The sequence below is a fragment of the Streptomyces roseifaciens genome (assembly GCF_001445655.1).
GTDB classification, from domain to species: Bacteria; Actinomycetota; Actinomycetes; order Streptomycetales; family Streptomycetaceae; genus Streptomyces; species Streptomyces aureoversilis.
This window is the reverse complement of the sequence record NZ_LNBE01000003.1, coordinates 456,769-478,443: the sequence shown is the minus strand read 5'-3', so window position 1 is coordinate 478,443 and position 21,675 is coordinate 456,769. Positions and strand designations below refer to the sequence as shown.

Below are 21,675 nucleotides of genomic sequence, written 5' to 3'. Positions count from 1 at the left end.
GAGCGGGGGTTCAGCCGAAGATGGAGGAGCGGTCCGTTCCGCAGGACAGCCGCTGATCGACACGGGTGGTGAGCTCGCCGAACAAGGGCTCGGCGAGCTCGTCGTCGAGTACGCCGTCGCCATGGCCCAGTCGCGCGGCGAGCCGGGTGAGCGCTGCAGTCAGCCACTGTGGGCTGCTCAGGAACTCGGATGTGGCGAACTGCTTGGTGCCCAGGCACGCCGCCGCCGCGAGTAGCAGGGTGTAGCGCTTCGCGAGCTCGAAGGCTTCGGCACTGGCCGCCGGGCCCAGCTCCCCAGCGGGAAGTCGCAGGCTGTCCGCGTGCAGCTCGGCCAGGGCGGTGGCGAAGAGTCCGGGCAGGCCGTCATCCGGGCGTACCTGGGCCAGCGTGGACATCAGCGGATCGGGCGCCTTGTCGCTAACGGACAGCCCGCTGATATCCAGTTCGGGGAGTGCGATGGCAGTGTCGAACAGTTTGGCGGGCGGCGCGGCCGGTGACCAACTGCGCTTGGCGAGCGTGGGGAGCTGGGCCAGGACGGTGAGCAGGCAGGAGGTCGCGCCGGCGTGCCCGATGCTGACCAGGGGAAGGTCCCTGGAGAACTTGCCGAACGCCGCGTGCCGCCCCTCCCGAAGGTAGGACCGGGCACCAAGGATGACCGACAACTCGTGATGAGCTTCCTCAAGCAGCAGCGGCACCAGGTACTTCACCGCAGCTGCAGGCGCCGAGCTCGCTCTTGGGGCCAGGTGCAGGCCGCGGCTGACTGCCGTTGCCAGGCAGTCCGCGATCAGCAGGTCTGTGAAGGCCGCGGCGAGGGTGCCGCGCGCATGCGGGAGGTCGGCGACGGTGTGCCCGTACAGCCTGCGGCTTGCGGCGAAATCATGAGCGAGGTGCAGGGCCGAGTCCAGGGTGCCGATCGCCATCCCCGGCAGCGTCGCCCGCGTGACCTGGAAAGCGCGCAACGCCGTCTCCACCCCTTGGCCAGGGGTGCCGACAAGTGCGTCGAGACCGACCGGGACGTTGTCGAAGACGACCCCGCCAAGATGACACCCGCGCATCCCTGAGGTGGTAAACCGGGGCATGTACCGGACAGAGTCCTCGGGGAGATCCCGCTTGTCGATCAGCAGCGTCGAGTGCGCGCGCGGCCCCGGTGCGTCGGCACTGCGGGCTAACAGGACAAGAGATTCCGCGCGTTCGATGTTGTTGATGACCTGCTTGGTGCCAGACAGAACGATCTGGTCTGCGGTGAGCCGCGCTGCGAATTCGTTGCGCAGGAAGTCGTTTCCATGGGCCAGCTCGTGGAAGGCCACGGCGATCCGCTTGCCCGCCAGCAGGTCGTCGGCGACCCTGCGGCGCTGGTTGGTGGAACCAGCCGCCCACACGTTGACTGCCGCCATCAGCGAGGTGACCCCGTAGCCCAAACCCAGGGCCGGATCCCGTCGGAACACCGGGCGCAGCCTGCGGGCCAGTTCGTCTACCCCGGTCAACCGGCCACCGAGGGAGCGGGGGACGAACTCGTGGTTGAAGTTCCACTTGTCCAGCAGCAGCTCGCCGTCGGCGAGCGGTACGGCCTGTTCGTCAGCGGCTAGAACGCCCGCGAAACCCACGGGATTCTCATCGTCAAACGGATCGCCGAACAGATTCTCCAAGCTGTCCAGTCCCACAGTGCTCATCGGCTCGTCCCCTCGGCGACTCGGTGCGGCAGCAACGACAGCGACAGGCCCTGCTGCAGGCGGGCCTGCAGGGCGTCGACGAGGGCTTCGTCCTGGCCGGCCTGGCGCGCGACTGCGTCGCCGAGGGCCTCGAGAATCCGGCCGAGGACGGCCCGCTGCCACAGGCCATTCGCCCACAACGGATCGGACTGACTGGTGTGCGCCGAGATTCCAAGCACTGCAGCCGCCGCCCAGCACAGGGACAGTCGCTCGGCCAGGACGAAGCTCCGCCTCGGCACGGTGATCCGCACTGGACGGTGGTCGGCCAGCTCGGACAGCAAATCTTGGTAGTGTTCGAGAATCCGCGCCGCGTGCTCCCCCGTAGGCGTGTGCTCCATCTGCCGGACGAGATCCGGAAACGCGCGTAGCAGGCTGCTGCCCGCGCGGGATACCAGTCGCAGGTGGTTGGCGTCGAATTCGGGCAGCGGCTCGTCCGGGTCCAACGTGGTCCGGAGAGCGGCCGTGTCGTACGGCGTGGCCGCGTGACGGGCGACGACTGGTAACTCGTTGATGATCGAGTTCAGGTTCACCAGCGTGTTCCCGTCGAAGATGCCGACAATGCGGTGGTCGCGCGCCAGCTTCTGGAACCGGCCGTCGATGTCGACGTTGGTCAGCTGTGATCGTGCCCCGAGGAACCTGCCCAGGGTGGAGATCATCCTGTCAGTGCGGGTCGGCAGCAGGTACTTGGCAATGGCGGACACGAGGCTCATTTCGCCGGTCTGTCCGTGGATGCAGCGGCTGCCGACCAGCGCGACCGCCTCGTTCAGCAGGTGGTCGGCGCCGGCATCAGCCAGCGTTCGGACGGCGTAGGGCAGTTCGAGCAGGCCGCGTCCGTACAGCTGGCGCCCCTCGGCAAACTCCAGTGCGAGCCGCAGTGAGTGCTCACCCGCGCCCAAGGACAGCGCCGCACACAGTGTCCTGGTCAGCTGGAGTCCCTTGAGGACAGTCTCGAGACCGGTACCCGGGGCACCCAGTCGTGCGGAGGCGGGCACGAAAGCCCCCATGAAGGCGATACCGCTGATGTCGGCTCCGCGGATGCCGTGGGTGCGCACCCCCGGGAGGCAGGTGAACTCGGTCGGCGCCAGCGCCATCTTGTCCACGACAAAGACATCGAAGCCGCGGGGGCCGCCCCCTGTATTGGCCAGCACAGTGATGGTGCGCCCTCGCGTGGCGTTATTGATCAGCCACTTTTCCCCGGTGAGCCGATAGCCGCCAGGTACCTCTTGGGCGCGAACCTCGCCCGCCATCAGATCGCTGCCGTGCGCCCGTTCCGTCAGCCCCCAGCTGACGGGAGCACCGCTGATTACCTGGTCCGCCACTGCGCGGGTCACCGCGGATGCGGGTGAGATCCATGCGCTCACACCGCCCAGGAAAGTCTTGCCGTGTGCGATGGCCACGGTCAGGTCTCGGCGGGCGACTGCACGGATCAACTGCAGTGGGACCGGGAAGTCCCGAAGCTTCCCACCAATTGGCTCCGGCACGTAGTACTGCTGCAATCCCAATGCATTGAGCAGATCACAGATCTCCCCCGGGAATTCCTCGGCTCGGTCCAGCTCAGTGCAGCGTGCGTAGGAGAAAATTGCGGCGGGAGCACGGGGGTCGCCGAGCCTATGGTCGAACTCCTCGGCCAGGGACGTCATCGCAACGCTCATCGCTGTCCCTCAGCCGTCGCCGGGATGGCTTTGAGACCGTGTACGGCCGGACGTAACGATTCGTGCAGGGCCTTGACCCCGTTGGAAAGGAACAGATCCCGCATCAGCCGGCGCTGCACTTTGCCGCTGGTGGTCTTTTGCACGACTCCCCGGTTGGTCAGTACCACGCTCGGTGCTGGGATGTCGAAGGTCCGTGCGACGTGAACGCTGATCCTTCCGGACAGCTCGTCCATGGACAGCTCGCCGAGCAGCCCCCTCTTGATCTCATGCAGGACGACCACGTGCTCACCGTCGGCCTGGACGGAGAACACCGCACCGGTGCCCGCCGCGAGCGCCGGGTGCAGCTCGCTGACCACGTACTCGATGTCCTGCGGGTACAGATTGCGGCCGCGCAGGATCAGCACGTCTTTCAGCCTGCCGGTCACGTAGAGCTGGCCGTCGAGCAGTACCCCCAGATCCCCGGTGCGTAGGAAAGGTCCGTCGCCGTCGGCGGTGTGGGCCTGGAAAATCTCACGGTTGGTATCCGGCCGGTTCCAGTATCCGGCAGCGACGCTGCCGCCACGGAGCCAGATCTCACCGACCTGGCCGACCGCGCGCTCGACACGCGTCGCGGGCTCGACGATGCGGATGTCCAGCGTGCTGGGCACTCCGCACGAGACCAGGCTGGTCGACTGCTCACCGTCATCGAGCCGGATTTCGTCGCGCTCCAACGCCATCCGATCCACTTTGGTCACTTGGGGCCGTGCACCGACGTCGACGGAAGTGGCGAGCAGGGTCACCTCCGCCATCCCGTAGCAGGGCACGAACATCTCCGGTCGGAATCCGGCGGGCGCGAATCGGGCGCTGAAGTCCGCGAGGGTCTTGGCCCGTACCGGCTCCGCGCCGTTCAGCACAGCCTTCAAGGAGGACAGGTCGAGCGCAGACAGTTGCTCGTCGGTGATGGTGCGCACGCACATGTCGTAGGCGAAGTTCGGTGCCACGGTCAGGTTGGCTCGTGTCTGGGAGACCACCTGCAGCCAGCGCACCGGCCGCTTGAGGAAGGTTCCGGGAGCCATGAAGGTGCAGTCGCCACCGGCGTAGAGCGGGTACAGCAGCATCCCGATCAGGCCCATGTCGTGGAAATGAGGCAGCCAACCTGTCATCACCAGCTCATCGCCCAGGCTCATCCGGGAAGCGATCTCGCCCTCGTTGTGCAGCAGGTTCCCCTGCGTGACCATTACGCCCTTCGGTTCACTGGTGGAGCCGGAGGTGTACTGCAGGAATGCAACGGATTCAAGGCCGAGCGACGGCATCCGCCAGTCGTCCGCCGTACCCGCGCAGTCCTGGTCGACGGCGCGCACGTCGAGCCGGGTCTCGGACAGCTCGGGGAGCTTTTCGCGTAGCTCGTCGAGCAACGACGAGGTGGTGAGCACCAGTTCCAGACCGGTGTCGGCCACGATGTTGGCGACCCGCCGGTAGCTGCGCGGGTCCGTGGGTACAGGAGCAGGGACAGCGATGACTCCGGCGTACAGACAACCAAGGAATGTCTGGAGGAAGTCAAGGCCAGCAGGGAAGAGGAGCAGTGCTGGCTTGCCGGCATGTACCGAGGAGGTGAACCACGCGGCGAGAGACCGCGCCGCGCTGTCCAGTCCTCGGTAGCTGACCCGGTCCTCGACGAGACCGTCCACCCCGTCCTTGACGAACGTGTAGAACCGGTCATCGCCATAGGCGAGCAGCCGGTCACGGACATGGTGCGTGAAGCTGCTGTTCGCAAGTTCGTTCACTTCGACCCCCACACTGGACAGCCCAGGACTGCCTGCGAGCCGCCGACGGCTCACCCGCCACCCACTGACGTCAACTCGATCCCGAGTCGAGGCAGGTCGAACGTAAACTGACGTTGAGACACTTGTCAACGGCAGCCTACGCGTTAGCATGGTGCCCGCCAACGTCAGCTGCGGACCAAGGAGACAGCGTGGACAATCGGCCCGCACAGGCGTTCTCCATCGCCGAGAAGCTGGACAGGCTCTTCACTACCACCGGCAAGCGGAAGCACGGCGAGTGCAGCTATACAGCCGTGGCAGAGTCCATCCGTGAAGAGCAAGGCATCTCGATCTCCCACACCTACATCTGGCAACTGCGCACCGGGAGGCGGGACAACCCGACGCTGCAGCACCTCACCGGGTTGGCCAACTTCTTCGGCGTGCCTGTCGCTTACTTCCTGGATGACAAGATCACCGAGGAGATTGACAGCGAGCTTCAACTGCTCGCCGCTCTTCGTAACGCAGGTGTTACCGAGATTGCGATGCGCGCCGCGGACCTTTCCTCTGGGAGTCGGGAAGCGGTCAGCAGCATGATCAACAAGTTCTGGGAGCTTGAGGGTGGGGAAAACCGGTGAAAAGTGCCCACCATGTGACGTAATATGACGATGACCACGCGCCGGCCGGGGGGCGGTGCCGCTGGGTCTGGTTATGTGCTCTAGCTCAGAAGGGGCACTCGGGACTTGGCGTTCGGGGCTCTCAGCGGGGATGTCGTGATGAAGTTGAGCAAATTTCGGAGTTCGAACCTCAGCCGCTTCCGCAAACCCGGAATGGGCGAGGTCCGCAAGCGATGCGAGGCACTCCTTGCTGACATTTGGGTCCCAAGCCCGTTCGATATTGCAGAGTTCTGCGCATATGTTGGAGGCCAGCGGAGTCGGCGCATCTCCCTGCGGCCGACGCGAGGGTTAAGCGAAACAACGCCGTGTGGCATGTGGCTGTCAATCGGTGAGACCGACTACATCTTCTATGAAGACAACACCTCAAGGCTGCACTCGGAGCATATCATCTTGCACGAGCTCAGCCACATGCTCAGTGGTCACAGCTTTACCGATCCGAATGTCAGCGACGTTCTGAGCAGGCTGATGCCGAACCTGAACCCGGCAGTCGTGCGCCAGGCGCTGGGTCGGGTGAGCTACTCCACCGAGCAGGAACAGGAAGCTGAGTTGCTGGCCTCGCTAATCCGCCAACAGGCGGGACGAGTACAGCTGTTGAACGAGGATGCGAGGAAGGATCTCCTGCTACGCGACCTGAGTCAGGCGTTCAGCAACCAATCCCCCGCTTCACGAGGCTAGTTGGTCGTGGAGATCGCCGTTCAGGTCACGCTGTGGCTCGTCGCTATCTGGCGCATTCCGTCGGCATTTCGTAGCCCGCAGCAGCGAATGCTGTGGGCAACATTCATGTTGTGGGCAATCGCTAGGAGCCTCAGTAACGGGAGCCTGGCAGACTACATCGACTGGACGACGGGCACTGAAGACCTCGCCACGCTGCTGAAACATCTTCTCGGCGTTTTGTCGTCAATCACTGCCTTGCGCTTCGTCGGGATAATCACCGGCGCCGATGTGCGCAACCCCAGGAATCCTCGCACCCGGCTGATTGCTGCGTGCGCCACTCTGCTGACGATGTGCGCGCTGTTTGTCATGTCGGAGACAATTATTCATGACTCTCCCGAACAGCTGCTGAGCGGATCCCCACCTTCCTGGGGGACAATCGCGTATTGGGTGGCGCTCGAGCTGTATATCGGTATCGGGCTGGCCAGCGTGGCTGCACTGCTGTGGCGTGCGGGCAGACTGGCCGCCCAGCCCTTTCTACGCTGGGGTCTGCTGTGTATCAGCGTCGGCGCGGCACTGGACCTGGTCTACGCCGTCTACAAGATCACCTTACTGTCCATACTGGCGTCCGGCGCCGCCGTGCCAGTTGAACTGGCGGCGAAGGCCGCGAACTCACTGCAAGCGATCGCGATCCTGCTGATGGCCATCGGCTCGATCATCCCAGCAACTAACGTCAGCTGGCGCATGTGGCAGCGCTGCCTCACGCTTCGCAGGCTTGCCCCCCTGTGGCGGACGTTCCAGCGAGAGTATCCCCAGGTGGTCCTCGATAGTTCCGAGTCCGGCGCGCTTGCCGATCTCGTCGGCCTGCGCCAGTCACACCTGCGGCTCTACCGTAGGGTCATCGAGATCCGGGACGGAATGCTGTTTCTTCAACCGCGTATCTCCCAGAGGCTCTACGACACCGCGCACCGGCACGTTGTGAGCTCAGGCGTAACCGGGAAAGATCTTGTGGAAGCCACAGCGATCGCTTGCTGCCTGCGAAAGGTGTTGGCTCCCGGGAACCGTGACTCATCGCCCGACGAGTCCATGCGCCTGAACATGCCTGGCCGTGACGACCTCAACCAGGAGGCAAGGTTCCTTGCCCAGATCAGCCGGGCCTTCCACCGCTCCACTGTGGTCAACAACTTCCTGTCGATTCAACCCGAGCCGGGCAGCCAGCCGACATCCACGAGATAATCCAGCCGGACATCCTCGATATCAGCGGTGTGTGGCGAGACGGCGGAACTTCACTCGTCCTCGCACCTATCCGTGCCGGAGCTCTGCCCGCGTCTCTGATCTTCACAGGGCATCGCGCTTAGAGGATGCTTGCGCAGAACGCTCGTCGGCCACCGCATGGGGAGGTACCTGACTTCTGTCGCGGCGGCCGGCAGGCTTGGGTTGACCCAGGACGACTCCGGCCAGAAGCAGGACCAGTCCGCACAGTTGCTGAACGGTCAACGTCTCTCCGGCGACAGATGTGCCGAGCTGGACGCCGGTGACGGGGTTGAGCAGTCCGATCAGTCCGACGGTCCCTGCTGGCAGGTGCCGCAGTCTCATTCTTTGGCCTTCGTTCAGCAGAGCGGGGGCGTAGCGGCGGCAGTCGTCTCGGCGCCCCCGCCAAACGCGCGGTCCAACCGGCTGGCTATGGACGTGACCCCGGATGTCGTTTCGCGATGACAGCGGGAGTCACCTCGTTGAGGCCGAAAGCGATGTCAGCGTCTCCGGGAGCCGTCCGCGAGCTGGACCGCGGCGCGCGGCCTTCTGGGCCCTTCCTCGATAGCTGCGGGCCTTTGCCGTCGGCGAAGCCGCAGGTCCAGGAGCGCCCGAGCGAAGCGAGGACGAACGACCTGGACGGGCGGCGAGCGACGGCCACAATCGGCCCGCGCGGAAGGGCCGGAGTGACATCCGAACCCAGTGACATTGATCTTGCTGGCCCTCTGGTGGCCGACTCCCGAAACCACGTCGAAACGACATCTGCGGAGAGCGACACAGCCAAACCGGCCAGGCGCGGTACGCGAGGGGCCCGCGCCGACCTCAGAACAAGAGCGCATCGTCGAGGAGACGGCCTCCGGGGAGAGGACTAGTCATGGAAGCTGGGGCCGGCACCGGCAAGACGACCACGCTGAAAATGGCCGCCGCCGGGGTGAGGGGCCGGTGCCTGTACCTGGCGTACAACCGGGCCATCGCTATGGACGCGGCCAAGCACTTCCCATCAAAGGTGGAGTGCCGCACCGCGCACAGTCTCGCTTTCCGCGCCCTGGGTGCGAGGTACGACAGGCGTCTGGGGGTGCGAGTGCATACAGAGCGCACCGCGCAGTTGCTGCGGAACCCGGAGCTCCTGCGCGTCAACCAGAAGATCGTTCTCTCGCCGCGGACGCTGGCGCGGCTAGTTCGTCGCGGAGATTTCCCATGGCGCACTACGCATCGGCCTTAGAGGGCGCATCGTCACAGCTCCCTTGCTCCGAGTGCTCGACACCGGAGATCCGGAGTCCAACTGGCACCAGCACCGGGTGCTGCACACCGTCGTGATCCGCCGTGCAACGAGTACCTTGCCGGAGCCTTCGGCCGACTGCCCCGTCTCACGAGCGACCCGGTCCTGGTTCTGTCCCTGGACGAGGAGGTAAACCTCTTGGCTGCGTACCGTTTCAGGCCGCGGCTGATTCCTGGGTGGGCCGAGCGGCGGCGCCGCCCGCTACCGGCACTCGAGACGTTCGCAGACGCCATGGCAGGATCGAGGAGCGGACCACGCAGCTGAGGAGCGCCGAGGCCTCCTGCCAGCACCGGCCCGGCAGGGGGTCTCCGTGACCATCACGAGTCACGTCGGTGTCACCAACACCATCGACGCGCCTGAACCACAGAGGCCCCACCTGCGTGAATGGCAGCGATCTGGACCACGTGGACGCCAAGAGACGCTTCCGCCTACCTGTGCCAGGTGGTGCCGAGTGCGGGGCCGACGACCAGGACGGGCCCGTCCTCGGGGCCGTCGGTCCGGTACTGGAGGGGCTGCGGGGTCTGCTTCTCACTCACCCGCGCCACGCTATCCGACGGCCCGGAAGGGCGATCAGGGCGTGGTCGTGGACACTACAAAAACCCGCGGGTACTTCGGGTCGTCGAGGTTGGCGGTGATTTCCAGGGAGGGCTTGGGCTTGTCCTGGTCGACGGTGGTGCCCGCCCAGCGGTGCTCGCCGCCCAGGTCCCAGCCGACCTCGGCGGCCTCGTCCTCGTCGATGGTGACCTCGCCGTCCTCCAGCTCGGAGGCGCTGGTGCCGACGTCGGAGAGCCACTTGTCGAACTTCTCGCGCGTGGTCGTGAACTGCAGGAAGAGCGAGCTCGCCTTCCACGCGTTGGTCTCGTAGCTGGCGACGTCCTCCGCGTAGGGCGGGACGGTCACCTCGTAGAGGCGGCGCTGGAGCCGGGTGGGCCAGCCCTCCTCCAGGCCGGACGCGGCCGCCTGCTCCTTCTTGGACTCGCTGCCGCCGCGGCTCTGCATCGCGGAGATGTAGAGGTAGCCGGCGGGGATGGCGATGAGCAGGAAGACGACGACGGCCTTCAGGCAGCGGCGGCGGAAGCCGTCGTCCGGCTGCCCGGGGCCGTGCGGCGGCGCGGTGCGCTCGGGGTGCTCCGTGGTGCTCATCAAGCGCGCCCCGCCCTCGCGTACCGCTCGTAGCGCTCGACGCGGCGGCGGTTGGCGCGCCGGAAGCGGCGGGCGACGAGCCGGGCCAGGTCCGCGGCGCCGACCATGCCGGCCTCGGGGCCGAGCTGTGCCTTGACGATGCGGGCCTCGGGGCGGTAGCCGCGGCCGGTGAGGTGGCGGCGGAAGGCGTCCCGGGCGGGGCCGATCAGCAGGTCGTCGGCGGCGCTGACGCCGCCGCCGATGACGAAGCAGGAGGGGTCGAGGGCGGCGGCGAGGTTGGCGATGCCGACGCCGAGCCACTGGCCGATGTCCTGCAGCAGCTCGACGCACATGGCGTCGCCGGAGCGGGCCAGCTCGGTGATGAGGGGGCCGGTGATCTCGGAGATGTTGCCGCCGACGCGGTCGATGATCCCGTACGCGACGGGGGACTCGGCGGCGGCCAGCTCGCGGGCCTCGCGCACCAGGGCGTTGCCGGAGCTGTACTGCTCCCAGCAGCCGCGGTTGCCGCACGGGCAGCGGTGGCCGCCGGGCACGACCTGCATGTGGCCGAACTCGCCGGCGACGCCGAACTTGCCGCGCTTGACCTGGCCGTCCTCGAGGATCGCGCCGCCGATGCCCGTACCGAGGGTGATCATGACGAGGTGGTCCTCGCCGCGGCCGGCGCCGAAGCGCCACTCCGCCCAGGCGGCGGTGTTGGCGTCGTTGTCGACCATGACGGGGACGGCGAGGCGGCCGGCGAGGCGGTCGCGCAGCGGCTCGTTGCGCCAGGACAGGTGCGGGGCGAACAGGACGCGGTTGCGGTCGGCGTCGACCCAGCCGGCCGCGCCGATGCCCACGGCGTGGACGTCGTGCCGGTCGGAGAGGTCGAGGACCAGCTCGACGATGGTGTCCTCGACGACCTTGGGGCTCTTGGACTTGTCCGGCGTCTCGGTGCGGACCTTCTCCAGGATGGTGCCGTCGGCGTCGACGACGCCCGCCATCACCTTGGTGCCACCGATGTCGATGCCGACGGTGGGGACGCGCGGAGCGGTCAGGTGCGAGCGGCGCTCGCGCGTGCCGACGGTCCGGAGCACGGTGGCCTTCGCCGCGCCCCGGTGGAGGTCGCGATACATGCTCATGACACCACCGCCACGGCGTGGAGCTGTGCGGTCCTACGGTCGCTCCGGTTGCGTGCTCGCAAGAGTCGTCGTCCCTGCGGTGGTCTCGGGAGGTCTCCGCCTCGTGGATACGGTCGTGGCCGATTGTGCCTCAAGGAAGCGTTGCGTACCGCATCGCGGGAAGCGGGCCCGCCACCGGCGGGCCCGCTCGGTGAGAGCTGTGTCACCCCTCGCCGGAGGCGACCGGTTTGCCGCCGATCACGTCCGGACCGGGGGCCCGCTGCAGCTCGTGGCTGAGCTGCTCGAGCTCGCTGCCGCCCGCCATCTGGCGGGTGAGCTCGTCGAGGCCGATCTCCGACTTGGCGTGGCTGCCGGCCATCGAGCCGCGCTTGAGCAGCACGAAGCGGTCACCGACCAGATACGCGTGGTGCGGATTGTGGGTGATCAACACCACGCCCAGGCCGGCGTCGCGCGCCGCGGCCACGTACTTCAGGACCACGCCCGACTGCTTGACGCCGAGCGCCGCGGTCGGCTCGTCGAGGACGAGCACCTTCGCGCCGAAGTAGACCGCCCGCGCGATGGCCACGCACTGCCGCTCGCCGCCGGAGAGGGTGCCGATGGGCTGGTCGACGTCCCGCAGGTCGATGCCCATGCGCAGCAGCTCGCTGCGGGTGGTCTCGCGCATGTGCTGCACGTCGAGCCGCTTGAAGGGGCCGGCGCCCTTCGTCGGCTCGGAGCCGAGGAAGAAGTTCCGCCAGACCGGCATGAGCGGGACGACCGCGAGGTCCTGGTAGACCGTGGCGATGCCGCGGTCGAGGGCCTCGCGGGGGGAGGCGAGCTTCGTCTCCTCGCCCTCGATCTCGAAGCTGCCGGCGTCGTGCTGGTGCAGACCCGCGACGATCTTGATCAGGGTGGACTTGCCGGCGCCGTTGTCGCCGAGCACACAGGTGATCTCGCCCGCGTGGACCTCCAGGGAGACCCCTTCGAGGGCGCGGATGTTCCCGTAGAACTTGCTGACGTCGGTCAGCTTGACCAGGGCAGCAGCACTCATTTGCGGGCCTCCGCCCTCTTGCGCACCCAGGCGTTCAGCAGCGTCGCCAGGAGCAGCATCGCGCCGAGGAAGAACTTGAACCAGTCCGGGTTCCACTGCGCGTAGACGATGCCCTTGCTGGCCATGCCGAAGATGAACGCGCCGACCGCGGAGCCGATGGCGGAGCCGTAGCCGCCGGTCATCAGGCAGCCGCCGATGACGGCCGCGATGATGTAGAGGAGTTCGTTGCCGACGCCCTCGCCGGACTGCACCACGTCGTACGACATGAGCAGGTGCTGGCCGGAGATCCAGGCGCAGAAGGCGACCGCCATGTACAGGGCGATCTTGGTGCCCTTGACGGGGACGCCGACCGCGCGGGCCGCGTCGGAGTTGCCGCCCACCGCGAAGATCCAGTTGCCGGCGCGGGTGCGCAGCAGGACCCAGGTGGCCAGGGCCACCAGGCCGAGCCACCACAGGATGGTGACCTGGAGGTCCACGCCGCCGATCGTCAGGTGCGAGGCGAAGACCGCGCGGGCGGACTCGAAGCCCTCCATGTCCCCGATGGTCTTGGTGGAGACGGTGCCGCCGATCAGCTTGGTGAAGCCCAGGTTCAGACCGGTCAGCATCAGGAAGGTGGCCAGCGTGATGATGAAGCTGGGCAGCTTGGTGCGGGTGAGCACGAAGCCGTTGAAGAAGCCGACGGCGAGCATGGCGAGCAGCGAGACGCCGGCGCCGGCCCAGACGTTGGCCGTCATCTGGTAGCTGAACATCGAGGAGACCAGCGCGGCGCTGGTCACCATCACACCGGCCGACAGGTCGAACTCGCCGCCGATCATCAGCAGCGCCACGGGCACGGCCATGATGCCGATGGTCGAGGAGGCGTAGAGCACCGTCGACAGGCTCGACGTCTGGAGGAAGCTGTCGGCGACGACCGAGAAGAAGACGAAGACCGCCACCGCGCCGACGACCGCACCGAGCTCGGGGCGGCCGAGCAGCCGGCGCAGGTGCGAGCGGTGCATCAGCCGTTCGTCGGGGGCGTCCTGGACGGGGGCCGTTGCAGGGGCGCTCATCGCGTGCCCCGCTTGGCGTACTCGGCGAGGGTCTTGGCGTCGTCCTTGGTGACGATCTGCGGGCCGGTCAGGACCGGGCGGCCGCCGCCGAGCATGTCGCGGTTGTAGCGGTAGAGCCACAGCAGGTCGACGGCCTCGTAGCCCTGCAGGTACGGGTCCTGGTCGACGGCGAAGCCGAGCTTGCCGGACTGCAGGGCCTCGGCGACCTTGGCGTTGAGGTCGAAGGTGTCGACCTCGGCCTTGCTGCCGGCCTGCTCGGCGGCCTTGACCGCGGTGGGGGCGAAGGGTGCACCGAGCGTGACGACGGCGTCGATGTCCTTGTCGGACTGCAGCTTCGCCTCGATGGACGACTGCACGCTGGGCATGTTCGTGCCCTCGACGTAGAGGTTCTGCACCTCGCCCTTGAAGGACTTCTTCACGCCGTCGCAGCGCTGCTCGTGGCCGACGTTGCCCTGCTCGTGCAGGACGCAGACCGCCTTCTTCTTCCCGCGCTCGTTGAGCTGCTCGCCGACGGCCTCGCCGGCGATGACCTCGTCCTGGCCGATGTGGGTGAGCGCGCCGAACTCCTTGGACTTGTCGGAGCCCGAGTTCACGGTGATCACCGGGATGCCGGCCTTCTTGGCCTTGGCCACGACGTCCTTCATGGCGTCGGGCTTGGCGAGCGTGACGATCAGGCCGTCGACCTTCTGGTCGATCATGGCCTGGACGCTCTGGGCCTGCTTGTTGCCCTCCACGTCATGGGCGTAGAGGAATTTGATGTTGTCCTTCGCGGCCGCCTGCTTGGCGCCGCTCTGGACGATGTCCCAGAAGGTGTCGCCATCGCCCGAGTGAGTGACCATCGCGAAGGTCCAGCGGGGCGTGTCGACCGCGGCGCGGCCCTGGGCGGCCTTGGCCGCCCGCTCCTCCGCGCGCTTGCCGCCCGTAGCGCTGCACCCCGCCAGGGTGGCGCCGAGCACCGCTGCCAGCACGGCGCTCACCGCACGTACGCCTGTCCGAACCCTTGCCACGAGGAGTTGCCCTTCTCACTGTCTGTCACGGTGCGGCCGGACCCCGATTCCACGGGCCCAACCGCCCAAGTATCCGTCACCATCCGTCACCGCTGACCGCGGGGGCTTCAGCGGGTACCGCCGGGGGCTGCTGCATGTGGGTGGAGTTCTAGTGGCGGGCGCCCCACTGCGTCAAGACTTTGTCCGAACATTCTGACGGCATGACGTAACGGGGCAGGGCCGTCCGGGCCGACGACGCCGGGGCCGGAGCCGGGCCGCTACGGGCGGACCAGCAGCTGGAACTCGAAGGAGTAGCGCGAGGCCCGGTAGACGTGCGAACCGTACTCGACGGCGCGCCCCGTGTCGTCGTACGTCGTCCGCTCCATCGTCAGCAGCGACGCGCCCTCCGGCTCGGCCAGCCGCTCGCCCTCCTCGGCGGTCGCGGCACGGGCGCCGATCGTCTGCCGGGCGCTGTGCAGCGTGATGCCGGCGGCACGGATGAGGCGGTAGAGGCCGGTCTCCTCCAGGCGGGCGGGGCCGGCGTCGAGGAGGCCCACGGGCAGGTGGTTGCACAGGTGGGCCATGGGCTCGCCGTGGGCGAGGCGCAGCCGCTCGATCCGCAGGACCTCGGTGCCCTCGGGCACGCCGAGGGCTGCGGCGACGCCCGCCGCGGCGGCCTCGGTCCCGTGGTGCAGCACCCGGGTGGCGGGGTGCTGGCCCGCCGCTTCGAGGTCGTCGTAGAGGCTGCTGAGCTCCAGGGGGCGCTTGACCTGGCTGTGCAGCACCTGGGTACCGACGCCGCGGCGGCGGATGAGCAGGCCCTTGTCCACCAGCGACTGGATGGCCTGCCGGACGGTGGGCCGGGACAGGCCGAGCCGCGCGGCGAGGTCGATCTCGTTGCCGAGCAGGCTGCCGGGGGCGAGCCCGCCCTGCTCGATCGCCGCTTCGAGCTGCTGGGACAGCTGGTAGTAGAGCGGGACGGGGCTGCTGCGGTCCAGGCTGAACTGGAGGGGTGGTTGGTTCGCCACGAAGGGAGCCTAGCCGCGGGACCGGATGACGGGAAGTTCGTAGGTCAGGTTGTCCGGACATGTAACGGCACGTATCCGGCGTTACCGATACGAGTGACCGCGGCGTCAACCTCGTGCCCCTTGCAGGCGTCTTGTGCAATACAGATGTCAGTACTGATGTGACTGAATATCCACTGATTTTCACCTATGCCCCGCGGGGGCCGGTGAGGGGAGATGGGCGGCGCCGTGGAAGAGCTGGCTCTGGGGGTGGCGCTCGGCTTCAGCGCGGGGATCAGCCCGGGCCCGCTGCTCGCGCTGGTGCTGTCGGGGACCCTGCGCGGCGGGCTCGGCGTCGGGCTGCGCGTGGCGGCGGTGCCCCTGCTCACCGACCTGCCGGTGATCGTGCTGGCCGTGACCGTGCTGGCCGTGCTGCCCGAGCGGGCGATCGCCGGCGGCGGCGTGCTCGGCGGCCTCTTCCTCGCCTGGCTGGCCGTCTCGACCCTGCGCGAGGCCCGTACGGCCGAGGTGCCCGAGGCGTGCGACACCGCGGAGGCCCGGGTCCGGGGACGCCGGACCCTCTGGCAGGGCGCGCTCGTCAACCTCCTCAGCCCGCACCCGTGGATGTTCTGGCTGACGACGGGGGCGCCGCTGCTCGTGGCCGCCTGGCGCAACGGACCGCCCGGCGCCGGCGGTTTCCTCTTCGGCTTCTACGGGCTGCTGGTCGGCAGCAAGGCCGCGCTCGCCGTCGTGGTCGCCCGGGCGCGGCACCGGATCGGCACCCGCGGCTACCGGCTGCTGCTCGGCGGCTCGGGCGTACTGCTGCTGGCGGCCTCGGCCTTACTGCTGGTGGAGTTCGGCTCCGCACTGACGGCGTAGCCCTTCTGGTCACAGCGACCGCCCGCTAGGGGTGCAATAAAGCTATTTTGCCCCGATCGCTCAACCTCGATCCCGGTCCGGTGGGTTTTTCCTACTGACAAGAGACCGTGACGGGGGGACAACCCATGAACCACGGAAACGATCACTGCACCCTCCCGGACGGCGGCGGGGCGGACTCCGGCCTCGCGCGCATCCGGCTCTACGACCAGCGGGAGGCCGCCGCGGAGGAACTGCTGCGGCCCGTCCACGAATGGATCTCCGGACACGTCGCCCGGCCCCACCCCGACCTCGGCCGCCGTGGGGCGGTCTGCCCGTTCGTGCCGCTCTCGCAGCGGCTCGGGCTGATCCGCTACGCGCTCGCCGAGCCGCCGGTGCGCGACGAGGCCGGGCTCGTGGCCGCCGTCGCCGCGCTCAAGGCGCACTGGCTGGCCATGGAGCCGCACAGCGGCCAGCACACCATCGACAAGACCATAGTCCTGGTCCTGCCCGGGGTGGCGGCCGCGACCGTGGTCCGCGTCCACGACCGGCTCAAACCGGAGTTCGTGGCGGAGGGGATGATGCTCGGCGAGTTCTTCCCCGGGCACCCGGGGCCGGGGCTGCACAACCCCGGCTTCCGCCCGCTGCACAGCGACACCCCGCTGCTCGTCGCCCGCAGCATGGTCGGCAACGACCTGCCGTTCCTGGCCGAGCAGCGCTACCCGCCCGCGCGGCGCGCAGGATTCGTCGAGTCCTTCCTGAGGCACCAGCCGGGGGCGAGCCCCGTCGCCCGGCAGCGGGCCCGCGCCGAACTGGAGCGCGCCCGCGACGAGCTGGGGCACCCGCCGCCCGCCTGAGGCCGCAGGGCGGCCGGGCATCCTCAGAAGCGGACGGGCAGCCGGTGCGGGCCCCTGATGAGGAGCCCCTCGCGCCAGGTGAGGGAGTCCGGGTGGGCGTCCAGGGCGAGATCCGGGCAGCGCTCCAGCAGGGAGCCGATGGCGGCCCGGGCCTCGAGGCGGGCCAGCGGGGCGCCGAGGCAGTAGTGGATGCCGTGGCCGAAGGCCACGTGGCCGCGGGCGTCGCGGCGGATGTCGAACCGGCCGGCGTCCGGGAAGCGGGCCGGATCGCGGTCGGCGTCGGCCAGCACGGGCAGCACGAGCTCGCCCCCGCCGGGTATGAGCGTGCCGCCGATCTCCAGGGGCTCGGTGGTGAAGCGGTACGTGGGGGTCTCCAGCGGCCCGTCGTAACGCAGCATCTCCTCGACGGCGTTGTCCAGCAGGCCGGGGTCGGCGCGCAGGGCGGCCAGCTGGTCGGGGTGCTGCAGGAGGGCGAGGACGCCGTTCGAGATCAGGTTGACCGTGGTCTCGTGGCCGGCGACGAGCAGCAGCCAGGCCGTGCCGAGGAGCTCCTCGGGCGAGAGCCGGTCGCCGCCCTCGTCCGCGGCGCTGATCAGGGCGCTCATCAGGTCGTCGCCGGGCTCCCGGCGCTTGGCGGCGATGAGCGCGTTCAGATAGGCGGTGACCTCACGGGCGGCGGTCGCCTTCTCCTCGGCCGGGCCCGCGCCGACGCCGATGTTCGACCAGTGGCGGAAGGCCTCGCGGTCGAGGTCGGGCACGCCGAGGAGGTCGCAGATGACGCCCATGGGCAGCGGGAAGGACAGGGCCTCCACCAGGTCCGCGCGGCGGCCCGGCGCCGCCAGCATGGCGTCGAGCAGCTCGTCCGTCATCTGCTGTACGCGGGGCGCCATCCCCTCGACGCGCCGCGGCGTGAACTCCCTGGCGACGAGCTTGCGCAGCCGGGTGTGGTCCGGTGCGTCCAGGACGAGCATGTTCGGCCCGACGGAGGCCCGGATCAGGCTGATGTCCGAGCTGGACTTCGCCCAGTCCTTGGTCAGCCGGGGGTCGTTGAGCGTGGCGCGCACCTCGTCGTAGCCGACGACGAGCCAGGCCTCGGCGCCCTCGGGCATGCGCACGCGGTGCACGGGGCCCTGTTCGCGCAGGCCGGCGTAGACCCGGTGCGGATGCCGGGCGAACTCCTCCCCCATGGCCTCCAGATCGACGATCGCCTTTGCTTCGGCCGCTCCCATGGCGTCCCCCCTCGCTCCGGAAGATCATCATGGATTGCGGAGAGTGATCGACTCAAGGGCGTTTTCCGGACAGTCGTTCGACCTCCGGCCAGGAGCGGAGCGTCGCGACCCGGGTCCCGGCGCCGGCCGGCCCTCCGGTGTCGTTGACGACGTGACGCAGCGTGCAGCCGCCGTCGAGCGAGACGGCAACGAGGCTGTGCAGGCGCACTCCGGGCCTGCGGGGCGCCGCGAAGGCGCGGTCGGCCGCGAGCCCGGGCGCGGCCGTGAAGTGGCAGTAGCTGCCCAGGCCCCAGGCCTCGTGGCGGGTCACGGAGGGGGCGACCCGGTAGGCGGGGTAGCCCGTGGCCCGGCCGTCGCCCCAGGCGGCGCGGCCGGGCGGGTCGTAGGGCAGCTCGTTCTGGAAGAAGTACGTGCGGCCGCCCTCGCCGTTCCACAGCGTCTGCTGCCGCTGGTAGTGCTCCACGAACAGGCCGTACACCGTGACGTCCTCGCCGTCGACGACCAGCCCCTCGGCGGCGGTGTTGACGGTCCATCCGACGCCGCTGCCGTGGTCGGCGCGCCACAGCCACAGGTTGTCGCCGATCACGTCCGAGCTGTGCACCGCCAGGCTCCTGACGGCCCGTCCGGGACCGGCGCCGCCGATGCGGAAGAAGACGTCGTGCAGCGAGACGGGGTCGGCGGCGTGGCGGCGCCGGGCGCCGGGCGGGCCGATCTCCATCAGCACCGGCGACGCCGCGCGCCCCGCGTCGACGAGCAGGCCCGCGATGCGGACGCCGTCGACGTCGGCGACGGTCAGTGCGGCGGTGCCCCGGTCGGGCACGAGCGTGGCGAGCCCCAGGCCGAGGACGACGGTGCCGGGGCGGGTAACGCGCAGGGGCCGGTCGAGGTGGTGGACGCCGGGCGTGATCAGCAGGTCCCTGCCCCGCGCGAGCGCCTCGTTGATCCGGGCGGCTCCGGTGCCCGGCCGGACGACGAAGAAGCGGCCGAGCGGGCGGGAGGCGCCGGGCCCGGCCGCCCCGCCGGACCAGGTGGTGCCCCGGGCGGCCCTGCGCAGGGCGGGGACGAAGACGCGGTAGGCGCCCGACCGGTCGATGTGCAGGAAGGGCTTCTCGCGGACGGCGGGGGTGCGCTCGACGCTGGTGCGGGGCGGGTCGGGGAAGGTCGTCGGCGGGGCGCCCCGCACCCCGGCGAACACCATGTTCCAGGTGGCGCCGGACCAGCCGCCGCGGAGCTCGCTGTTGCGCGTGAGCCACTGCTGCTGGGTTCCCGAGAGCACCCGCCCGTCGATCAGCGAGTCGGCGGTGAACCCGCCGCTCGACCAGCCGCCGTCGTCCAGGCGGAGGTCGCCGCGCAGGTGCATGCGGCGGTACGGGGCGGCCTGGGAGACGGCCCAGCGGTCGGCGCCGGAGGCGGGGGTGACGGAGAGGTTCTCGGCGGCGCGCCAGAAGTTCTGCGTCGCGTTGCCCTTGAACCAGTCGGCCTCGGCGTGCACCGCGCCCCTGACCGTGACGTCGTCCGGCCGCAGCCCCAGGCCCGCCACCTGCGTGTAGAAGCCGACGTTGACGTCCACGTCGTAGCTGCCCGGCTTGAACAGCAGCGCCTCGCGGCCGGGCCCGAACTGGGCGCGCTCCTGCCGCCGGAAGACCTCGTCCAGCGTGCGCTGGATCCGCTGCCGGGGCATGGCCGGGTCGAAGACGTGGACCCCGGGCCCGAGGTCGGGGGCGCCGGGTGCACGAGGCGCGGCCGGCGCCGCAGACGCGGCGGACGCCGCGGGCGGCTCTTCCGGGGCGAGGGCGAGGCAGGCGGTGGCCACGGCGGCGAGGGCCAGGGTGCCGAGCCGGGCTCGGCACCCCGCGGGCCGGGTTCTGGACAAGGGACGGTGTCTCCTCACGCGTCGGTCGGCTGCCCGGTGACCGGATCAACTCGATTTCGAGCGTGAGGAGACGGTTGGTGAGCGGAGTCCGCTCGGATGGCGTCGAAGTGACGACCGATCAGCAGCTGAAGTCGATCCGGTTGAACGTCGCGTAGTGGTCGCCGGTGTAGTAGTCCTCGTGGTTCCCCTCGCCGGTGACGATGCGGCGGGCACCGCGGTCGGGCGAGCCGGGGGTCTTGACCGTGTACTCGTGGTAGTAGCCCGAGTCGTGCTTGGGCAGCACGCCCTCGCGGTTGGAGAAGACCGTGCCGTCCTTGGGGTACGGGAACGGGCCGCCGGCGTCGATCAGGCGCAGCGTGTCGTGGGCCTGGGACGGCAGGGCCGACTTGCAGATGTCGCCGACGGCCTTCACGGCGGCCGGCGCCGGAGCGGTGACGGCCACGGGGGCCGCCGGGGCGGCGAGCGGCGCGGCGACGGCCGTGCCGCCGGCGAACAGGGCCGAGGCCAGCGCGGCGAGGACGGCCGTGCGGGCGAAGCGCGAAGGGCGCTGGGTGCGGTGGGGGGTTGCCTTCATGAGATCAGCATGACGCGCGTAGCTATTGTCATGTCAACGACAACGCCGACTGTTTTCCAGGAGTTAACCGGGGACGTGGTCCGGCCGGGTGACCCCTTCGCCTCGGGAGCCTTTGCCTCAGAGGCAAAACTTTTGCCTTTCAGGCAGGAAGGGTCCTATACCGGAAGCATGACACCGCTGCCCGACGAGCCCGCGGCCGACCTGCCCACCGTGGCCCCGCGCCTGCGTGACCTGCGCACCCGCAGTGGGCTGACACTGGAGGCCGCCGCCGCCCGCGTCGGCCTCTCCCCCGCCCACCTCTCCCGGCTGGAGACCGGCCGGCGGACGCCGTCGCTGCCGATGCTGCTGGCCCTGGCGCGCACCTACGGAACAACGGTATCCGACCTGCTGGGCGAGGCGGCTCCGGAGCGCGACCCCATCGTCCGCGCGAGCCACATGGAGCCGCAGCGGGCCGGGGGCTGGACGTACTGGCGGGCCGGCGGCTCCGGCCGCGCCATGCAGGCCCTGCGCCTGCACGTGCCGCCGGAGGCGGGCGGCCAGGCGGAGCTGGTGCGCGTCCATCCGGGCGAGGAATGGCTGTACGTCACGAGCGGGCGGCTGCGCCTCACCCTGGGCGGGAGCACCCACCTCCTGGACCCGGGCGACGCCGCCCACTTCGACTCGCTCACCCCGCACCGCATCGCCGCCGCGTCGCGCGGCGGCGCCGACCTGCTGTTCATGCACACGCTGCTGCAGAGCGGCGCGACCGAGCTCTGCCTCGGCGGCGCCGCTCCCACTCGGAGGGACATGCCGTGAACGACGCCGTGAACGACGCATCCGCGCACACCGGCAAGCGCATGGACGAGGAGGACCGCGCCCCCATGGGGATGACCGTCCGGGTCGTCATCTACCTCGTGGCCGTCCACTTCTTCGCCGCCTTCCTCTTCCTCCTCTTCTTCCTCGCCGGAGGGTGAGGCCGGGGCCGGGCGGCCTCACCCGGGCGCCTCACCCGAGGCGGCCTCTC

At 69.3% G+C, this 21,675-nt stretch carries 19 protein-coding genes and 1 pseudogene; 7 read left to right on the top strand and 13 right to left on the bottom strand.

The window, feature by feature from the left end; translation table 11 throughout:
• Positions 1 to 10: 10 nt before the first annotated feature.
• Genes AS857_RS08070 through AS857_RS08060 form a run of 3 tightly spaced genes read right to left on the bottom strand, consistent with a single transcriptional unit; the run spans position 11 to position 5,135 of the window.
• Complete coding sequence (locus tag AS857_RS08070; protein WP_058042446.1) at positions 11 to 1,669, bottom strand: acyl-CoA dehydrogenase family protein; 1,659 nt, start codon at positions 1,667 to 1,669, stop codon at positions 11 to 13.
• Positions 1,666 to 3,348, bottom strand: coding sequence for an acyl-CoA dehydrogenase family protein (locus AS857_RS08065; RefSeq protein WP_216823959.1), 1,683 nt, complete (start codon positions 3,346 to 3,348; stop codon positions 1,666 to 1,668). Before AS857_RS08065 ends, AS857_RS08070 begins: the two co-directional genes overlap by 4 nt.
• 8 nt (positions 3,349 to 3,356) lie before the next feature.
• On the bottom strand, positions 3,357 to 5,135 hold the full coding sequence (locus AS857_RS08060) for a fatty acyl-AMP ligase (RefSeq protein ID WP_216823958.1): 1,779 nt from the start codon (positions 5,133 to 5,135) through the stop codon (positions 3,357 to 3,359).
• Between the two features lie 176 nt (positions 5,136 to 5,311).
• Here AS857_RS08060 and AS857_RS08055 point away from each other — a divergent pair, with 176 nt between their 5' ends.
• From AS857_RS08055 to AS857_RS08045, 3 genes are all read left to right on the top strand, one after another.
• Complete coding sequence (locus AS857_RS08055; RefSeq protein ID WP_058042443.1) at positions 5,312 to 5,734, top strand: helix-turn-helix domain-containing protein; 423 nt, start codon at positions 5,312 to 5,314, stop codon at positions 5,732 to 5,734.
• 138 nt (positions 5,735 to 5,872) lie between these two features.
• Positions 5,873 to 6,448 carry a hypothetical protein gene (locus AS857_RS08050; RefSeq protein WP_216823957.1) on the top strand — a complete coding sequence of 192 codons (576 nt, stop codon included), beginning with the start codon at positions 5,873 to 5,875 and terminating at the stop codon, positions 6,446 to 6,448.
• Between the two features lie 6 nt (positions 6,449 to 6,454).
• On the top strand, positions 6,455 to 7,660 hold the full coding sequence (locus tag AS857_RS08045; protein ID WP_144440756.1) for an MAB_1171c family putative transporter: 1,206 nt from the start codon (positions 6,455 to 6,457) through the stop codon (positions 7,658 to 7,660).
• A 102-nt stretch (positions 7,661 to 7,762) separates the two neighbouring features.
• On the opposite strand, the pseudogene AS857_RS37365 reads toward AS857_RS08045, so the two are convergent.
• The 7 genes and pseudogenes from AS857_RS37365 to AS857_RS08005 form a co-directional block, all read right to left on the bottom strand.
• Positions 7,763 to 8,014, bottom strand: a pseudogene (locus AS857_RS37365) (EamA family transporter); the annotation flags it as partial.
• Between the two features lie 1,510 nt (positions 8,015 to 9,524).
• Positions 9,525 to 10,097, bottom strand: coding sequence for a hypothetical protein (locus tag AS857_RS08030; protein WP_063804202.1), 573 nt, complete (start codon positions 10,095 to 10,097; stop codon positions 9,525 to 9,527).
• The gene (locus AS857_RS08025; protein ID WP_058042439.1) at positions 10,097 to 11,215 is read right to left on the bottom strand and encodes an ROK family glucokinase; all 1,119 of its coding nucleotides are present in this window, start codon (positions 11,213 to 11,215) and stop codon (positions 10,097 to 10,099) included. The genes AS857_RS08030 and AS857_RS08025 overlap by 1 nt, the downstream gene beginning before the upstream one ends.
• 202 nt (positions 11,216 to 11,417) lie before the next feature.
• On the bottom strand, positions 11,418 to 12,245 hold the full coding sequence (locus tag AS857_RS08020) for an ATP-binding cassette domain-containing protein (protein WP_058042438.1): 828 nt from the start codon (positions 12,243 to 12,245) through the stop codon (positions 11,418 to 11,420).
• The gene (locus AS857_RS08015) at positions 12,242 to 13,294 is read right to left on the bottom strand and encodes an ABC transporter permease (RefSeq protein ID WP_058042437.1); all 1,053 of its coding nucleotides are present in this window, start codon (positions 13,292 to 13,294) and stop codon (positions 12,242 to 12,244) included. The genes AS857_RS08020 and AS857_RS08015 overlap by 4 nt, the downstream gene beginning before the upstream one ends.
• Positions 13,291 to 14,301 (bottom strand): sugar ABC transporter substrate-binding protein, encoded by a 1,011-nt coding sequence (locus AS857_RS08010; RefSeq protein ID WP_476718231.1) that lies wholly within the window; start codon positions 14,299 to 14,301, stop codon positions 13,291 to 13,293. The genes AS857_RS08015 and AS857_RS08010 overlap by 4 nt, the downstream gene beginning before the upstream one ends.
• Before the next feature lie 257 nt (positions 14,302 to 14,558).
• Positions 14,559 to 15,308 carry a GntR family transcriptional regulator gene (locus AS857_RS08005; protein ID WP_058042436.1) on the bottom strand — a complete coding sequence of 250 codons (750 nt, stop codon included), beginning with the start codon at positions 15,306 to 15,308 and terminating at the stop codon, positions 14,559 to 14,561.
• A 225-nt stretch (positions 15,309 to 15,533) separates the two neighbouring features.
• Between AS857_RS08005 and AS857_RS08000 the strand changes: the two genes are divergently transcribed.
• Both AS857_RS08000 and AS857_RS07995 read left to right on the top strand, forming a co-directional pair.
• Positions 15,534 to 16,163, top strand: a complete 630-nt coding sequence (locus tag AS857_RS08000) for a LysE family transporter (protein ID WP_160330200.1) — start codon at positions 15,534 to 15,536, stop codon at positions 16,161 to 16,163.
• 125 nt (positions 16,164 to 16,288) lie between these two features.
• Positions 16,289 to 16,996, top strand: a complete 708-nt coding sequence (locus AS857_RS07995) for a DUF6875 domain-containing protein (RefSeq protein WP_058042434.1) — start codon at positions 16,289 to 16,291, stop codon at positions 16,994 to 16,996.
• A 23-nt stretch (positions 16,997 to 17,019) separates the two neighbouring features.
• Here the strand turns inward: AS857_RS07995 and AS857_RS07990 are convergent, their stop codons facing one another.
• The 3 genes from AS857_RS07990 to AS857_RS07980 all read right to left on the bottom strand — a co-directional run bounded on the left by AS857_RS07990 (position 17,020) and on the right by AS857_RS07980 (position 20,672).
• Entirely contained in the window at positions 17,020 to 18,225 is a 1,206-nt protein-coding gene (locus AS857_RS07990; protein WP_058042433.1) for a cytochrome P450 family protein, read from the bottom strand.
• A gap of 52 nt (positions 18,226 to 18,277) precedes the next feature.
• Positions 18,278 to 20,098, bottom strand: a complete 1,821-nt coding sequence (locus AS857_RS07985) for a hypothetical protein (protein WP_058042432.1) — start codon at positions 20,096 to 20,098, stop codon at positions 18,278 to 18,280.
• A 118-nt stretch (positions 20,099 to 20,216) separates the two neighbouring features.
• Positions 20,217 to 20,672, bottom strand: coding sequence for a guanyl-specific ribonuclease (locus AS857_RS07980; RefSeq protein ID WP_058042431.1), 456 nt, complete (start codon positions 20,670 to 20,672; stop codon positions 20,217 to 20,219).
• Positions 20,673 to 20,840: 168 nt separating this feature from the next.
• Between AS857_RS07980 and AS857_RS07975 the strand changes: the two genes are divergently transcribed.
• Both AS857_RS07975 and AS857_RS39850 read left to right on the top strand, forming a co-directional pair.
• Positions 20,841 to 21,467, top strand: a complete 627-nt coding sequence (locus AS857_RS07975; RefSeq protein WP_058042430.1) for a helix-turn-helix domain-containing protein — start codon at positions 20,841 to 20,843, stop codon at positions 21,465 to 21,467.
• On the top strand, positions 21,464 to 21,625 hold the full coding sequence (locus tag AS857_RS39850; RefSeq protein WP_160330199.1) for a DUF6126 family protein: 162 nt from the start codon (positions 21,464 to 21,466) through the stop codon (positions 21,623 to 21,625). Before AS857_RS07975 ends, AS857_RS39850 begins: the two co-directional genes overlap by 4 nt.
• Positions 21,626 to 21,675 lie beyond the last annotated feature (50 nt).

Excerpts from the sequence above, each read along its gene's own strand:
- AS857_RS07995 (WP_058042434.1), top strand. The coding sequence starts at position 16,289 with ATGAACCACGGAAACGATCACTGCACCCTCCCGGACGGCGGCGGGGCG.
- AS857_RS08070 (WP_058042446.1), bottom strand. The coding sequence starts at position 1,669 with ATGAGCACTGTGGGACTGGACAGCTTGGAGAATCTGTTCGGCGATCCG.
- AS857_RS08025 (WP_058042439.1), bottom strand. The coding sequence starts at position 11,215 with ATGAGCATGTATCGCGACCTCCACCGGGGCGCGGCGAAGGCCACCGTG.
- AS857_RS07975 (WP_058042430.1), top strand. The coding sequence starts at position 20,841 with ATGACACCGCTGCCCGACGAGCCCGCGGCCGACCTGCCCACCGTGGCC.
- AS857_RS08050 (WP_216823957.1), top strand. The coding sequence starts at position 5,873 with ATGAAGTTGAGCAAATTTCGGAGTTCGAACCTCAGCCGCTTCCGCAAA.
- AS857_RS08015 (WP_058042437.1), bottom strand. The coding sequence starts at position 13,294 with ATGAGCGCCCCTGCAACGGCCCCCGTCCAGGACGCCCCCGACGAACGG.
- AS857_RS08065 (WP_216823959.1), bottom strand. The coding sequence starts at position 3,348 with ATGACGTCCCTGGCCGAGGAGTTCGACCATAGGCTCGGCGACCCCCGT.
- AS857_RS07990 (WP_058042433.1), bottom strand. The coding sequence starts at position 18,225 with ATGGGAGCGGCCGAAGCAAAGGCGATCGTCGATCTGGAGGCCATGGGG.
- AS857_RS07980 (WP_058042431.1), bottom strand. The coding sequence starts at position 20,672 with ATGAAGGCAACCCCCCACCGCACCCAGCGCCCTTCGCGCTTCGCCCGC.
- AS857_RS08030 (WP_063804202.1), bottom strand. The coding sequence starts at position 10,097 with ATGAGCACCACGGAGCACCCCGAGCGCACCGCGCCGCCGCACGGCCCC.
- AS857_RS08020 (WP_058042438.1), bottom strand. The coding sequence starts at position 12,245 with ATGAGTGCTGCTGCCCTGGTCAAGCTGACCGACGTCAGCAAGTTCTAC.